We start from the raw sequence: 15,054 nt of genomic DNA on the forward strand, positions 1-15,054 counted from the left end.
CCGCGCGCCGCGTCCTGCAGGTTAGAGCGTCGGGATGCCGGGTTAGTTCTGCCTCTACTTTACGAACGTGAGCGTATGCTTCGCCGGCCCCGGCAACAGCGGCGACTCCCGCCCGCTGAGCCAATCCTCGCGGCCGCCAAGGAAATTCGGCGACAAGGGATGGCCGCTCTGGCCGGCCGGCATATTAAAGATGCCTTCCTGCTCGCGCCCCGGCGTCACCGTCATGCGCTCGGACTGTCCGAATATCGGCCCGGCCACGCGCGGCATGTGCTGGTCGCCGGCCAGCATGTCCGGCGCCACCTTCAGGAAGCGGCCCACCAACGGCAGCGCCGACGCCATCGGATGGGCGCTGGCGGCGGTATTGCGCTTGCCCCAGGTGGCCTCCGACAAAGGCTTGCCGTCCTTGGTCAGGTCGGCGATCACGCGGTCCAGCGCGGTCAGTTGCAAGGCCTGCCAGTCGGCGAACTGCGGCGGCAGCCATCCTGGCGGCTGCTCGTCCAGCAGGCGCGCCAGCATCACCGGCCAGCGCGCGCTGATGGCCGCCATGCTGGCCTTGGGGTCGATCGCGGCCATCTGCTGGTCGGCGTTTTCGAACAGGATGTCGTACAGCGCGTACATGTAGGCGCGCGTGATGCGGTAGCCCACCGAATCGACGCTGGCCCTGCCGGTCCAGCTGGTTTTCAGCAGCGCCAGCGCCTCGGCGCGGCGCGGATGGTCGGCGACCGCCTTGCCGTCGAGCGCCACGATCGCCCGCTTGCGCCACGGCGCCAGGAACACCGCGCGGTCGTCCAGCGCGATGGCGTAGACCTTCTTGACGTCGGTCTTGGCGCCCAGCGCCGTCAGGTCCTCGCGCACCTGGTGCGTGCGCGCGCCCAGATCGAAGCCGCCATCGCCGATCAACGCCGCGCCGGCGCCGGCCAGCTGGCGGCTGTTGGCGGTGGCCAGCTGGCCGCCGGCCGGATTGACCACCTTCGGATATTCGGCCGGCGCCAGCCAGCCATCCCACACGCCGGCCTTGTCGTCGGCGGCCAACGGATAGGTGATCTCCACGCCGGCCGGCGCGCGGCGCGGCAGCGGACCGGCGACGGTCCAGCCGATATTGCCCTTGTCGTCGCCGCCGACGAAATTCTGCGCCGGGATGCCCAGCGTCGGCGCGATCGCCAACGCCTGGTCGAGCGTATCCGCCCCTTCCAGCCTCTGGACATTGACGTTGACGGCGGCCAGCGTGTGCGCGGTCCAATGCACCGCGTAGCTGCGGCCCATCGCCTCGCGGATCGGGCCGAGCGAGGTCTCGCGCACCGCCAGCGTCTCGGCCGGCGCGCCCTTGACCAGTATCGTCTCCTCGTGCACGGACGGCGTCTCCCAACCGGCCTGCGTGAGCACCTGCCCGGGCCTGGCCGGATCGGCTTCCAGCGCGATCAGATCCAGGTAATCGCCGTAGCTGTTGGTGAAGCCCCAGGCCACATGGCCGTTACTGCCGGCCACCACCACCGGCGTGCCGGGCAAGGTGACGCCGACCACGCGGCGCTGGCCGCCCTTCGCGTCCGGGAACTGCAAGGCGGCGCGGTACCAGATGCCGGGCAGCTGGATGCCCAGGTGCATATCGTCGGACACGATGGCGCCGCCGCTGTCGCTGCGGCTGCCCGCCACCGCCCAGTTGTTGCTGCCGACGGTATTGAGCATCTCGACGGGCAAAGGCGCGAACGCCATTTTCGACAACGGCGCCGTGCCGGCCGTTCCTGGCTTGCCCCACCACGCCGGCGCCGCCGCCGGAATCGGTGGCGGCTCGCCCGGCACGTTGTCGGCGTCGAGCGGCGCGTCCCACTGCGTCGACTCCGGCGCCAGGAAGGCGCGCTGCTCCTGCGACGCATGCTCGGCGAGCCAGCCGCGCGACAGTTCGCGCGGCAGCAGGCTCCCTTGCAGGTCGAAATACATGGCCCAGATCACCAGCAGCGAATCGGTGGCCGCCCAGGCGCGCGGCGGCATGCCCACCAGCGCATACTCGAACGGCTTGGTGCTCAACGCGCCAAGGCCCGCGTTGACGCCGGCGGCGTAGCGCTCCAGCAGCGCGCGGTCCGGCGCGGGCAGCGACTTGAACGCCAGGTCGGCGCGGGCGCGGAAACGGTGGAAGCGGCGCGCTTTGTCCACCGGCAGCGCGCGCGCGCCAAACAGTTCGGACAACTCGCCTGCCGCGGCCCGGCGCAGCAAATCCATCTGGAAGTAGCGCTCCTGCGCGTGCACGAAACCGGTGGCGTAGGCCACATCGAGCCGGCTGCCGCCGCTGATCACCGGCACGCCGCGCTCGTCGCGCGCGACGCTGGCGGTGGTCTCCAGCCCCGCCGCCTGCCGCGTGCCGTCCAACTGGGACAGGCTACCGCGCAAATACAACCATGCCGCCAACAGCGCCAGGACCAGCAACGCCACCGCCACCAACAAGATCCGCCTGGACCACACCGTCAGCCTGCTCTTTTGCATACCATTCCCGGAAATCAGATCAATCCGGCAATAGTGCCAGAGAATCCACTCCGCAGGCAATCGGGGGCCACGAACTTACACTTCTTCGATATCAGATCGGCAATCCATAAAGAGAGTCCGCGCACAGAGGCCTCCCCCGCGGCGGCCTACCATGGAGTTTTAGACCACCCGGAAGAGAAAGGAGCGCCATGGATACCGTGACCAACATGCAGGACTGTATCGACGCCTGCACCAACTGTCATCAGGCCTGCCTGCAGACCGCGATGACCCACTGCCTGCAGATGGGCGGGCGGCACGTCGCGCCGGACCACCTGCGGCTGATGTTCGATTGCGCGGCCGTGTGCGAGCTGTCGGCCAATTTGCAGCTGAGCGGCTCGCCGTTCGCCGAGCGCCTGTGCGGCGTCTGCGCCGAGGTATGCCACGCCTGCGCCCTGAGCTGCCGCGACCCGGATGGCATGGAGGAGTGCCTGCGCGCCTGCGAAGTGTGCGAGCACTCGTGCCGCGAGATGGCAAAAATGGCCGCCTGAGCGTAATGTCGCTAACTTAAGCGCTCATCTAAATCATGTAGGGCGGATTAGCGCAGCGTAATCCGCCAAGCTCCGTCGGCGGCTCATGGCGGATTACGGCGTTCCGCCTCTTAAGGCCTACCGGCAGGTTAGGCCGCCTCCTTCGGTGGGCCCCCGGGGCGGGTTAGCGGGCCTCGCCCGCTAACCCGCCCTACGAAAACCGCTTTAACTTAGCGGGTCAGGCGATCTGGTAGATGTCTTTCGCCACTTCCCGCACGTAGCGCAGCAGCAGCGCCGCGCCCGGAGACATCAAATGGCCGTCCACCGTGATGATGCCGAAAGCGTCCATGCGGCACGGCAGCTCGATCGGCAGGATGTTGAGCACACCCTGCGACTCGTAATACTTGGCCACCGCGATCGGCATCACATTGAGCGCGTCGGTCTGCTGCAGCAGCGGTTTAATCAGCAGCACCGCCGTGGTGTCGACCACGTTGCCCGGCACTTCCAGGCCCGCGCGGCGGAACATCAACTCGCAGCGCGCGCGCAGGATGCTGCCCTGCGGCGGCAGTATCCACGGTTGCCCGGCGATGTCGCGCAGCTGCAGGTTGCGCGCCTTGAGCAGCGGATGGCCGGGGCGCACCACCGCGCACGCCGGCTCGTCGCCCAGCTCCTCGTAGGCCAGCCCCTGCGCGCTCTGACGCTCGGGTATGCGGCCGATCATGAAGTCCAACCGGCCGCGCTGCAACTGCTCCAGCAGGATGTTGGACTGCTCCATCTCGACACCGATGCGCAAGCGCGGCGAGGCCTGCTTGGTGCGCGTGATCGCCTGCGGCAGCAGCGAAATCCCCGGGGTCATGATGGTGCCGATGTCCACCTGCCCGGTCAGGCCGGCCTTGATGGCGACGATGTCCTCGTGCGCCAGCGAGAGGCTGGTCAGCGCCATGCGGGCGTGGCGTATCATCGTTTCGCCGTAAATGGTCGGCTCCATGCCGCGCGGCAGACGGTCGAACAGCTGCACGCCGAGCATCTCCTCCAGGTCCTTGAGCTGCTTGGACGCGGCGGGCTGCGTCATGTGCAAATCTTCCGACGCACGGTGGATGTTGCGTTGTTCGTCCAGCGCGATCAGCAGCAGCAGCTGGCGCGTTTTGAGCCGCGCGCGCAGGAACCAGTTCGAATTAGTATCCATAGGAAAATGATATCACGATGGGTATTGATTTTGCATCAAAACCCATCATTTCAATATCACTTGCAAGCCGAACTAGGATTGGCCGCAGGCCCTTCCTTGGTTTGCTTGATGAACGGGATGGTGCCGTCGGCGTTGTACTGGAACTCCTCCACCGCCACCGAGCGGCGATACTCGCCGCCGGTGGGCAGCTTGTCGTTGTGGTAGAAGATGTAGTTCTTGCCGTTGAATTCGACGATCGCCTGGTGGATGGTCTTGACCTTGGCGTTTTTCTCCATAATCACGCCGCCGAACTTCCACGGGCCGATCGGGCTGTTCGACATCATGTAGGCGGTGGTCTCCGGGAAGTCGCGTGAATACGACAGGTAGTACACGCCCTTGTGCTTGTGCATATACGGCGCCTCGGTGAAGCGGTCCATGCCCACGGTGTGGATAGGGCCATCGAACTCGGTCATGTTCGGTTTGAGCTTGGCATATTTGAGCACCGTGTTACCCCAGTACAGATACGCCTGGCCGTCGTCGTCGACAAACACGCCCGGATCGATATCGTCCCAGGCGATCGGCGCTTCCAGTGTCATGTTGTTGGTGACCAGCGCCGAACCGCGCGCATCGACGAACGGGCCTTCCGGCTTGTCGGAGACGGCCACGCCGATGGCGCGGCCGGGGATGGTCGCGTGATCGACGGTCGAATAGAAGTAGTATTTACCATTGCGCTTGGTGACGTCGGCGGCCCAGGCGTCCACCTTGCCGATTGCCCATTTGAAGGCCGACGGCTTGAGCGGCGAGCCGAGATCCTTCCAGTTCTTCATGTCGCAGCTGCTGTAGACGCGCCATTCCTTCATCACATAGTCCTTGTCCGTCACCGCGGCGCTGTCGACGCCGACGTACAGGTAGACCGTGCCGCCGTCGACATACGCCGACGGATCGGCCGTGAACAGTTTCGGGAACATCGGGTTGGCCGCCTGCGCGCTGTTTACGCTGTTAATTGCGGCAAAAGCCATCCCCGCCGCTGCGATAGCGGCAAATTTCATCAGTTTTGTTTTCAAAGCTCTCTCCAGTGATATCTTATTTTTTAGCCGTCGCGCCGATCGCCATCAGGCGCTGGACAACGCAGAATACAAACAGCAGACCGCCGATGACGATCTTGGTCCACCACGAGCTGAGCGTGCCGTCGAAGGCGATCAGCGTCTGGATGGTTCCGAGCACCAGCACGCCGGACAGCGCGCCGGCGACATAGCCGTAACCGCCGGTCAGCAAGGTGCCGCCGATGACCACCGCCGCGATGGCGTCCAGCTCCGTGCCTTGCGCATGCAGGCCGTAACCGGACAGCATGTAGAACGAGAACAGCACGCCGGCCAATGCCGCGCAAAAGCCGCTGAACGCGTAGATCAGCACCTTGGTGCGCGCCACGCGCAACCCCATCATCAGCGCCGACTGCTCGTTGCCGCCGACGGCGTAGATGGCGCGGCCGAACGGCGTGCAGTGCGCGACGTAGATGGCGATGGCCAGCATCGCCAGCGCGATCAGCGCGCCCGGCGACAGGAAGCCGCCCAGCACCGGAATCTGCGTTTGCGACATGGCGACGAAGAACGGATCTTCGATGGTGATCGAGTTGATGCTGATCAGGTAGCACAGGCCGCGCGCCAGGAACATGCCGGCCAGGGTGACGATAAACGGTTGCAGCTTGAAGTAGTGGATGATGGCGCCCATGGCCGCGCCGAAGCCGGCGCCGAGCACCAGCGAGATCGCGATCACCAGCAGCGGCGGCACATGCCAGGTTTGCAGCAGCCAGGCCGAGATCATCGTCGTCAGCGCCAGCACCGAGCCGACCGACAGGTCGATGCCGCCGGACAGGATCACAAAACTCATGCCGACCGCGATCACCAGCAGGAAGGCGTTATCGATCAACAGGTTGAACATCACCTGCAGCGACAGGAAACCCGGATAGGCGGCGCCGCCGGCAACCAGCAGCACGGCCAGCAGCATCACCGTAACCAGCGAGGTGAAATACGGCGACGATGTAAAGCTGCGCGGACGTGATGGTTTGGCCCCGGCGGCGCCGCCGGTCATGACGGTTGCGCTCATGTTGCGATTCCCTTCGAGCGGGCCGGGAAGACGCGGCGCCACATGTTTTTGAATTCTGCCGACTGCGAAATACAGACCAGGAACACGACCACCGACTTGACGACCATGTTCACCTCCGGCGGCAGGCCGAGCGAGTAGATGGTGTAGGTCAGGGTTTGAATGATCAAGGCGCCGATCACGCTGCCGGCCAGGCTGAATTTACCGCCCGCCAGCGAGGTGCCGCCCAGGGTAACGGCCAGGATGGCGTCCAGTTCCAGCAGCAGGCCGGCGTTGTTGGCGTCCGCGCTCTTGATGTTCGCGCTGATCATCAGGCCGGAGAGTCCGGCGCAGGCGCTGCAGAACAGGTAGACGAAGAAGATCAGGGTCGCGGTCTTCAAGCCGGCCAGGCGCGCGGCCACCGGGTTGATGCCGACCGACTGGATGAACAGGCCGAGCGCCGTCTTGCGCATCAACAGGAACGTCACGATGAAGACGGCGGCGACGATGTACAGCGAGAACGGCAGGCCAAACAGATACCCGCTGCCGAGGAAGAAGAACGGCTCGTAGTAGACCGTGACGATCTGGCCATCCGTCATCAGCTGCGCCAGGCCGCGCCCCGCCACCATCAGGATCAAAGTGGCGACGATGGGTTGCAGGCCAAGGCCAGCCACCAGCACGCCGTTCCACGCGCCGCACAACAGCGCAGCGCCCATGGCCGCGCACAGCGCCCACACCATCGGCGTATTGGCGACGTATTCGGGCACGCCGTTGTTCATCACCATGGTGCCGCCGATCAGCATCGAGGCGACCGTGCCGCTGATGGCGACCACCGCGCCGACCGAGATGTCAATGCCGCGCGTGGCGATGACCAGGGTCATGCCGATGGCCGCCAGCGCCAGCGGCGCCGCGCGGTTGGCGATGTCGATCAAGCTGCCGTACAAGTGGCCGTCCTTGATCTCGATGTGGAAGAAGCCGGGAATCAGCAGCAGGTCGATCAACAGCAGGATCGCCAGCGCCGCCAGGGGACGGAAAAGTGGATGCCGCACGATGCTCATTTGGTTCATTCCGCTCATTTCGCGTGCGCTCCTTCCGCCGCGATTACGTGCAGCACCGACGTCTCATCGAGTGCGCCGCGCGGGTATTCGCCGCCGGTTTTACGGTCGCGCATGACCACGATACGGTCGCTGCAACGCAGTACTTCCGGCAGCTCGGACGAGATGAACAGGATCGACATGCCCTTGCGGCACAACTTGACCACGTAATCCATGATCTCCTGCTTGGCGCGCACGTCGATGCCGCGCGTCGGCTCGTCCAGGATCAGCATTTTCGGCTCGGTCGCCAGCCAGCGCGCCAGCAACACCTTCTGCTGGTTGCCGCCGGAGAGCGTGCCGATAGGCGTCTCGATGCTGGCGGTTTTGATGCCGAGCGCCTTGACATATTCTTCCGCCAGTTGCTGCTGGCGTTTGAGCGGAATCGCGCGCGTCAGTCCCATGCGGGCCTGCAAAGCCAGAATGACGTTTTCCCGCACCGACAGCTCGAGGATAGCGCCTTCGTGCTTGCGATCCTCTGAACAGAAGCCTATGCCGGCGGCGATGGCGTCACGCGGCGAATTGAAGCTATGCTCCTTGCCGTCGATGGAGATGGCGCCGCTGTCGGCCTTGTCGGCGCCAAACAGCAGGCGGGCGGCCTCGGTGCGGCCGGAGCCCAGCAAACCGGCCAAGCCAAGCAGCTCGCCCTCGCGCAGCTCGATATCCATCGGCGCCAGCGCGCCTTTGCGGCCGAGGCCACGCGCACTGAGAAAAGCCTTGAGTTTCGATGGCGCGGCGGCGACCGCGTCATCGTTTGCGGCCGGCGACGCGGGTGCGGCGTCCGGCGTGGCGGTGGCCGGCGCGCCGACCATTTTATTCACCAGTTCAAGCCGCGACAAATCGGCGCAGGCGTACTCCCCTTCGCGTTCGCCGTTGCGCATCACGGTGATGCGGTCGGAGATCGCGTAGGTCTGGTCGAGGAAGTGGGTGACGAACAAGATCGACATGCCCTGCTCGCGCAGGCCGCGCAGAACGCTGAACAGCAGGTCGACTTCCTTCTCGTCGAGACTGGAGGTCGGCTCGTCGAGGATCAACACCTTGGCCGAGACCAGCAACGCGCGCGAAATCGCCACCATCTGCTGGATCGCCAGCGGATAGTGGGCCAGCGGCATGGTGACATCGATGCGGATCTGCATCCGCTCCAGCAGCTCGGTGGCCTGCTGTTGCATGCCGCGCCAGTCGATCCCGCCGAACTTGCGCGGATAGCGGCCGATGAAGATGTTCTCCGCCACCGACAGGTTCGGGCAAAGGTTCACTTCCTGATAAACGGTGCTGATGCCGAGGTTCTGCGCATCGAGCGTGGACGTCGGATAGATCGCCTGGCCGTCGAGCAAGATCTCGCCCTGGTCCGGCGCATACACGCCGGTCAGCACCTTGATCAAGGTCGATTTGCCGGCGCCGTTCTGCCCCATCAGCGTGTGTACCTCGCCCGGATACAGGTTCAGCGCCACGCCGCTCAAGGCCTGTACGCCGGGGAAGGCTTTGCTGATGCCGCGCAGCTCCAGCACCGGCGCTGTCGACAACGCGGCTTGCGCTAATGTACTCATCGCGGGAGGCTATCAGTATTTACGGTTCGGGAATTCCTTGGCCGCCACCTCGGCCGGGAACACGCCCTCTTGCACCGTGATGCGCTTGGGTACCGGCTTGTTGGCGGCGACGTCGCGCGCGATCTGCATCAGTTGTGGGCCGAACAGCGGATTACATTCGACGGTCACGTTCATCTTCCCGGCCACCATCGCCTGGAAGGCGCCGCGCACGCCGTCGATCGAAATCACAAGGATGTCCTTGCCCGGCTTCATACCGGCTTCCTCGATCGCCTGGATCGCGCCAATGGCCATGTCGTCGTTGTGCGCGTACAGCACGTTGATCTTCTTGCCCTCGGCCTTAAGGAAGGCTTCCATCACTTCCTTGCCCTTGGTGCGGGTGAAGTCGCCGGTCTGCGAGCGGATGATCTTCAGCTTCGGATTGGCGGCGATGACTTCGGCGAAGCCCTTCTGGCGATCGATCGCCGGCGCGGAGCCGACGGTTCCCTGCAGCTCGACGATGTTGAAGGTGGCGTCGGGCGTCTTCTTGGCGCGTTCCAGCAGCCAGCGCGCGGCCAGGCGGCCCTCTTCGACGAAATCGGAACCGATGAAGGTCACGTACAGCGACGGGTCGGTGACGTTGACGGCGCGGTCGGTCAGGATGACCGGAATTTTCGCGGCCTTGGCTTCGCGCAGGACGGTATCCCAGCCCGATTCGACAACCGGCGAGAACGCGATGATATCGACACGCTGGGCGATGAAGGAACGGATTGCCTTGACCTGGTTTTCCTGGCGCTGCTGGGCGTCGGCGAATTTGAGGGTGATGCCCTCTTTCTTGGCCGCGTCTTTGATCGAGACGGTATTGGCGGTGCGCCATTCGCTCTCGGCGCCGACTTGCGAGAAGCCGATCACCAGCGGTTTAGCGGCAAAGGCCGGGCCGACGCTACCGAAGGCGGCGACGATGGCAGCAGCTACGCCGGCTTTGAGTACGGTTCTGCGATTGCATGTCATAGCAAGGTCTCCAGATTAGATTTTTAACTACTTATTGATCATATACTATGAGAAACACAAATATCTATCCAATGATATTTTGGTCAACTACGATATCGATTCCGATATCGGTTGAACTGCGGAAGTAATAGCTCAGCGCAGCAGGCGCAAGCCGTACAAGCCACCGGCCGCCGAGCCATTACGGGCCACAAATTTCACCACCAGCTTCCCGCCCGCTGCTGCGACCAACGCCGGCGGAATCGGGTAGTCCACCGTATAGAGTTCCTGCGGCGCCGTGGCGTCCAGCTTGACCTCGGCCAGCAACTGGCCGTTGATCAGGATATCGAACCTGCGCCCGGCATCCGCTTTCGAATATGTCAGCAGCAAAGTGCGGGCTTCCGACTTTTTGTCGGTCAGGTCATAGCTAAACCAGCTTTTCGAATGCCGCCAGCGACGCCCCTTGGCCAAACCGGATTCGCCGCCTTCGGCCTTGAAAAAGTGGTCCGATTCCGGCTGCTGCTCACCCGGCGCCACCTGGTCGATGGTGCGCGCGTCCAGTTCAAGCCGCGCCTTCTCGTCCTCGGCGGCTTTGGCGCGCGTGGCCGCCAGATCGGCCGCCGTCGAATACGGCCAATAAACCATATAGCGGGATTCGTGCACTCGGAAAAACGGCACGAAGGTGGTGGCCTCCTTGCCGTCCCTGCCATCGACCAGTCCTGGAGCGACAAACGTCAGCGGTCTGCCGGATACCGGCTTGAAGCGGCCTTCGAACGCGGGACTGTCGTCGACCAGCACCGGCGCGGCCTGCAACGGGACTACCGGCCCGGAGGCGATATGGCCCATGCGCGAGTCGTCGGCCAGGAAGTTCAGTTTCTCGTCAGGGAACGGGTTGGTCTTGGCCGCCAGCACGACGGGGCCATGCAGGACCGCGTAGTAATTGGATTTGTCCGGCATCTGTTCGAGCCGGGTTTTCATCGGCAATGCGATATCGACCTTGTCGCCGTCGCGCCATTGGCGGCGGACGCTGACATAACGGTCGGCGCCGATGCTGGCCGCGACCTGCTTGCCGTTGACGGCGACGCGCAGCGCACCCGGCGCCACCCACTCCGGATACCGGATCTTCAAGGTGAAGGTCTTGTTGCCCTTGACCGTGATGGTGCTGCCGCCTTCATCCGGGAAGCGGTTGGACTGGCGGAGGGATACGCCCTGCTCGCGCCAGTTCAAGGTCGAAGGGATGAACAGGTTGACATACAGGTTGTCGCCCCGATGCGCGTAAATGAACTCGCCGTACTTGGCGTGGCTCTCCAGGCCCGAGCCCACGCAGCACCACATGCCCTGCTGCGGCTGCGAATACATGCGGTAGTGGTTCGGCCGCATCGGCGTGAAGTAGACAAAGCCGCCGGTGTGCGGGCGCTGCGACCCGAGAATATGGTTGTACAGCGCGCGCTCGTAGTAGTCCGCGTAGCTGCCCTTGGCGTCGCCGAGGAACAGCAACCCGGTGAGCTTGAGCATATTGTAGGTATTGCAGGTCTCGGGGCCTTCGACTTCCTCGATCATGGACGAGAAATCATTTTGGTCGTGGAAGTGTTCCTTGACGCTGTTGCCTCCGATAGCGACGGTGCGGTGATCGTGCACGGTTTGCCAGAAGAACTGCGCGGCCATCTGCCAGTCGCGCCGGCCGGTGAGGTCGCCGATGCGCTTAAAGCCGATCACTTTCGGGATTTGCGTATTGGCGTGCAGGCCGGTCAACTGGTCCTTGCCATCCTCCAGCGGGCGCAGGATGGCCTGGTGCGAAAAGCGGATTGCCAGGTCCATGTATTTTTTCTGGCCGGTCATCTCGGAGACGTCGGCCAGCACTTCGTTCATGCCGCCATGCTCGCAGCGCAGCATGTTCTGCATCTGTTCTTCGCTCAGGTGCGAAATCAGCCCGACGGTCCAGTCGCACAGCGCGATCAGCATCCCGCGCGCGTCCTCGTTGCCGGTGTAGACGTAGGCGTCGCGCAGGCCCGCGAACAGCTTGTGCAGGTTGTACCACGGGACCCATTTGCCGTTGACGGAGAAGCCGTCGGCCTGGAGTTTGCCCTGCGCGATATCGCGCCACGCTGCGGCGCCACCTGGTACGCCGCCGATGTAGCCATTGCCATTGCTCGCCTGGCAGCGCTTAAGTTCCGCCACAAAGTAATTCAGCCGCTTGAGCACTTCCCCGTCGCCGGTGGCGGCGGACATCAGCGACAACGCCGTCAGATAGTGGCCGCCCATGTGGCCATCGAGTCCCGTCGATTCCCAGTTGCCGTAGCTGGCCTCCTTCGGTGTCAGGCCGGCTTCGCGCAGGAATGGCGCCAGCAGCCTATCCGGATTCAGCGCCATGATGTAGCGCAGGTCGGTTTGCTGGGCTTCCAGGAAGGGACTGGCGGTCAGGCGCACGGCCGACAGCGGGAACAGGCGCACAGGCGCTTTGTCAGGCGCAGGCACGGCGGCGCCGGCACGCGTCGCGGCGCCGGCCATCGGCGCGACCGCCGCTGCCGCCATCGCACTGGCGGCGTAACGCAAGGTGCGCCGGCGCGCCGGCTTGTGGGTGGCCGCCGCCATTATTTCGGCGGCAGCTGCGTGCTGCGGTACTTGTTCAAGTCGGCCTGGTCAACCGTCGGCCACCCTTTCGCGTCCCATTTCATTTCCATGATTTTCAGCTTTTGCAGGTAGTTGTCGGCGGTCTCGTAGGCGTGCAGCACCAGATAGTCCTTGCCGTCCATCGTGTAAGCGCTGTTGTGGCCGAGGCCCTTCCAGTCCTTGTCGCCGGCGATCAAAAGCGAACCGCCGCCCTTCATCATATCCACGCCTTTTTTGTCGATGTAAGGACCGGTCACCGATGTCGACCGGCCGACGACGACGTTGTAGGTGCTGTCGCCCTTGCGGCAGCAAAGGCCGAACGACGCGAACAAATAGTAGTAGCCATTCTTCTTGAAGATGAACGGCGCCTCGATCTCGCCCGGCCCCGCATCCGTGCCGGCCGGCGCGTCGACGTTGGCGGTCCGGCTGGCGATCGAATGCCACTCCTGCGGCTCGGCCAACCCGGTCCAGGCGTCGTTCAACTTGACCAGTTTCAGTCCGCTCCAGAAGGAGCCGAACGACATCCAGGCCACGCCTTTTTCATCTTCGATGATGTTCGAATCGATCGCGTTCCAGTCGTCCCGCAGCGGCACCGACTGCAACACCATGCCCTTGTCTTCCCAGCGGTAGTCCGGGGAGCGCGGATTGAGCGTCTTGTTGACGGTCACGCCTATGCCCGACGTGTTTTTACCGAAGCCGGAAACCGAATAATATAAATAGTATTTACCGTTATGGAACTGCACATCCGGCGCCCAGATATGGCCGTCGAAAGTCGGTGCGGCGCGCTTGGCCCACGACGGCTGGTCCTTGAACACACGGCCCTCGGGCTTCCAGTCTTTCATATTGGTCGAACTATAGAAAGTGATGCCCGGCCCGGTACTGAAGACGTAATAGGTATCGCCTTCCTTGGCCATCACCGGATCGTGCACGCTGACTTCCTTGGCCGTGCAGGCCGACAGGCCGGCCACGCCCAACACCAGAGCCATCGTCGAAAAAATATACTTCATCTACAACCTCGATTAACGATGCGAGACCAAGCCACCGGCATGGCCTCGCGGGCTTACAACTTACTCCACCGCGACCACGATAACGGCCTTGGCCGGGATCTTGACCGTCAGCTTGCCATCGGCGCCGGCGGTGGCGCTGAACGGCGCCGGCTTGATCGCTTCCGGCGACTGGAAGGTGTTATGCGTATCCATCGCGGCGGACGTCAGCACCCGGCCATTGACCGACTTGATGGCCTGGCCCGGCACGTCCACGGCGATTTCCGCTTCCTTGGTCGGGTTGGTGTTGACCAGCGCCAGATACAACTTGCCGTCCTTGGCGCGCGCGGCCGAAGCGCTGATCTCTGGAATACTGCTGCCGTTGTACGAATACCGCGGATTGTTCGTCAACTTCAGCGGCAGCGAGGTCGCGTCCTGGAATGGCACATACATCTGGAACGCGTGGTACGTCGGCGTCAGCACCATCTTGTCCTTGTCGGTGATGATCATCGCCTGCAGCACGTTGACCATCTGCGCGATGTTCGTCATGCGCACGCGATCCGCGTGGTCGTGGAAGATGTTGAAGTTCAGCGCCGCCACCACCGCATCGCGCAGCGTGTTTTGCTGGAACAGGAAGCCGGCGTTGGTGCCCTTCTCGACGTCGTACCAGGTGCCCCACTCGTCGACCAGGAAGCCCAATTTCTTCTCAGGGTCGTACTTGTCCATCACCGCCGTATTGTTCTTGATGAAGCCATCCATCTTGATCGTGTTGGACAGGGTCGAGAACCACTGGTCTTCCTTGAAGCCGGTCGCCATGCCCTTCACTTCCCACTGGCCGGTCGGGATGGTGTAGTAGTGGAAGCTGATGCCGTAGGTCTGCTTCTTGAGCTCTTTGCTCAAGGTTTCGGTCCACGTCAGGTCATGGTCGTTGCCGCCGCTGGCGATCATCTTCGGGCGATACTGCGGTGGAGCGCGCAGGAAGGTTTCGACATTCTTGTACAGGTTTGCGTAGTGTTGGGGCGACATGTTGCCGCCGCAGCCCCAGGCCTCGTTACCGATGGCGAAGTAGTCGACCTTGAACGGCTTGTCGCGGCCATTCTTGCGGCGCAGTTCCGCCAAGGTCGATTTGCTGTCGGAGGTCATGTACTCGACCCATTCCGACATCTCTTGCGCACTGCCGGTGCCCAGATTGCCGTTGACGTAGGTCTCCGCGCCAAGCTGCTCGGCCAGTTCGAAGAATTCGTGGGTGCCGACGGCGTTGTTTTCCTCGACGCCGCCCCAGTTGGTATTGACCTTCACAGGACGCTTCTCTCGCGCGCCGATGCCGTCGCGCCAGTGGTATTCGTCGGCGAAGCAGCCGCCCGGCCAGCGCACCAGCGGCACGTGCATGGCTTTGAGCGCGCCGACAACGTCCTTGCGCCAGCCATTGACGTTAGGGATCTTCGACTTCGGACCGACCCAGATGCCCTCGTAGATGCCGGTGCCCAGGTGCTCTGCGAACTGTCCGTAGATGTTTTTGTTGATGACCGGACCAGGCTTGGTCGTGTCGATCGTCACGCCGACAGGCGCGGCGAAAGCGGCGCCCGAAGCGAGCATGCACAGGGTGAGAACACCACGTTTGATGTGATTCATATT

11 protein-coding genes are annotated in these 15,054 nt (G+C 63.6%); 1 reads left to right on the forward strand and 10 read right to left on the reverse strand.

What is annotated here, in order from left to right; all coding sequences use genetic code 11:
* Window positions 1–54: 54 nt before the first annotated feature.
* Window positions 55–2,475 carry a penicillin acylase family protein gene (locus AC0IYS_RS19625; protein WP_471706753.1) on the reverse strand — a complete coding sequence of 807 codons (2,421 nt, stop codon included), beginning with the start codon at window positions 2,473–2,475 and terminating at the stop codon, window positions 55–57.
* A 188-nt stretch (window positions 2,476–2,663) separates the two neighbouring features.
* On the opposite strand from AC0IYS_RS19625, the gene AC0IYS_RS19630 reads away from it, so the two are divergent.
* Window positions 2,664–3,002, forward strand: coding sequence for a four-helix bundle copper-binding protein (locus AC0IYS_RS19630; protein ID WP_471706754.1), 339 nt, complete (start codon window positions 2,664–2,666; stop codon window positions 3,000–3,002).
* A gap of 217 nt (window positions 3,003–3,219) precedes the next feature.
* On the opposite strand, the gene AC0IYS_RS19635 is transcribed toward AC0IYS_RS19630, so the two are convergent.
* The 9 genes from AC0IYS_RS19635 to AC0IYS_RS19675 all read right to left on the reverse strand — a co-directional run bounded on the left by AC0IYS_RS19635 (window position 3,220) and on the right by AC0IYS_RS19675 (window position 15,051).
* Window positions 3,220–4,167, reverse strand: coding sequence for a LysR family transcriptional regulator (locus tag AC0IYS_RS19635; RefSeq protein ID WP_090314101.1), 948 nt, complete (start codon window positions 4,165–4,167; stop codon window positions 3,220–3,222).
* A gap of 56 nt (window positions 4,168–4,223) precedes the next feature.
* Entirely contained in the window at window positions 4,224–5,195 is a 972-nt protein-coding gene (locus tag AC0IYS_RS19640) for a glycoside hydrolase family 43 protein (RefSeq protein ID WP_471706755.1), read from the reverse strand.
* Between the two features lie 34 nt (window positions 5,196–5,229).
* Entirely contained in the window at window positions 5,230–6,234 is a 1,005-nt protein-coding gene (gene yjfF / locus AC0IYS_RS19645) for a galactofuranose ABC transporter, permease protein YjfF (RefSeq protein ID WP_471708909.1), read from the reverse strand.
* A gap of 11 nt (window positions 6,235–6,245) precedes the next feature.
* Complete coding sequence (locus AC0IYS_RS19650) at window positions 6,246–7,283, reverse strand: ABC transporter permease (RefSeq protein ID WP_471708910.1); 1,038 nt, start codon at window positions 7,281–7,283, stop codon at window positions 6,246–6,248.
* 14 nt (window positions 7,284–7,297) lie between these two features.
* A complete protein-coding gene (locus tag AC0IYS_RS19655; protein ID WP_471706756.1) occupies window positions 7,298–8,863 on the reverse strand; it encodes a sugar ABC transporter ATP-binding protein in 1,566 nt (521 codons plus the stop codon).
* A 12-nt stretch (window positions 8,864–8,875) separates the two neighbouring features.
* Complete coding sequence (locus AC0IYS_RS19660; protein ID WP_315217327.1) at window positions 8,876–9,850, reverse strand: ABC transporter substrate-binding protein; 975 nt, start codon at window positions 9,848–9,850, stop codon at window positions 8,876–8,878.
* A 132-nt stretch (window positions 9,851–9,982) separates the two neighbouring features.
* Window positions 9,983–12,418, reverse strand: a complete 2,436-nt coding sequence (locus AC0IYS_RS19665) for a beta-L-arabinofuranosidase domain-containing protein (RefSeq protein ID WP_471706757.1) — start codon at window positions 12,416–12,418, stop codon at window positions 9,983–9,985.
* The gene (locus AC0IYS_RS19670) at window positions 12,418–13,443 is read right to left on the reverse strand and encodes a family 43 glycosylhydrolase (protein ID WP_471706758.1); all 1,026 of its coding nucleotides are present in this window, start codon (window positions 13,441–13,443) and stop codon (window positions 12,418–12,420) included. Before AC0IYS_RS19670 ends, AC0IYS_RS19665 begins: the two co-directional genes overlap by 1 nt.
* A 60-nt stretch (window positions 13,444–13,503) precedes the next feature.
* The gene (locus AC0IYS_RS19675; RefSeq protein ID WP_471706759.1) at window positions 13,504–15,051 is read right to left on the reverse strand and encodes an alpha-N-arabinofuranosidase; all 1,548 of its coding nucleotides are present in this window, start codon (window positions 15,049–15,051) and stop codon (window positions 13,504–13,506) included.
* Between the last annotated feature and the right edge of the window lie 3 nt (window positions 15,052–15,054).

The organism is Duganella sp. AC237 (assembly GCF_979254035.1).

Coding starts and splice junctions, on each gene's coding strand:
- AC0IYS_RS19625 (WP_471706753.1), bottom strand. CDS start 2,475: ATGCAAAAGAGCAGGCTGACGGTGTGGTCCAGGCGGATCTTGTTGGTG.
- AC0IYS_RS19630 (WP_471706754.1), top strand. CDS start 2,664: ATGGATACCGTGACCAACATGCAGGACTGTATCGACGCCTGCACCAAC.
- AC0IYS_RS19635 (WP_090314101.1), bottom strand. CDS start 4,167: ATGGATACTAATTCGAACTGGTTCCTGCGCGCGCGGCTCAAAACGCGC.
- AC0IYS_RS19640 (WP_471706755.1), bottom strand. CDS start 5,195: ATGAAATTTGCCGCTATCGCAGCGGCGGGGATGGCTTTTGCCGCAATT.
- yjfF (WP_471708909.1), bottom strand. CDS start 6,234: ATGACCGGCGGCGCCGCCGGGGCCAAACCATCACGTCCGCGCAGCTTT.
- AC0IYS_RS19650 (WP_471708910.1), bottom strand. CDS start 7,283: ATGAGCATCGTGCGGCATCCACTTTTCCGTCCCCTGGCGGCGCTGGCG.
- AC0IYS_RS19655 (WP_471706756.1), bottom strand. CDS start 8,863: ATGAGTACATTAGCGCAAGCCGCGTTGTCGACAGCGCCGGTGCTGGAG.
- AC0IYS_RS19660 (WP_315217327.1), bottom strand. CDS start 9,850: ATGACATGCAATCGCAGAACCGTACTCAAAGCCGGCGTAGCTGCTGCC.
- AC0IYS_RS19665 (WP_471706757.1), bottom strand. CDS start 12,418: ATGGCGGCGGCCACCCACAAGCCGGCGCGCCGGCGCACCTTGCGTTAC.
- AC0IYS_RS19670 (WP_471706758.1), bottom strand. CDS start 13,443: ATGAAGTATATTTTTTCGACGATGGCTCTGGTGTTGGGCGTGGCCGGC.
- AC0IYS_RS19675 (WP_471706759.1), bottom strand. CDS start 15,051: ATGAATCACATCAAACGTGGTGTTCTCACCCTGTGCATGCTCGCTTCG.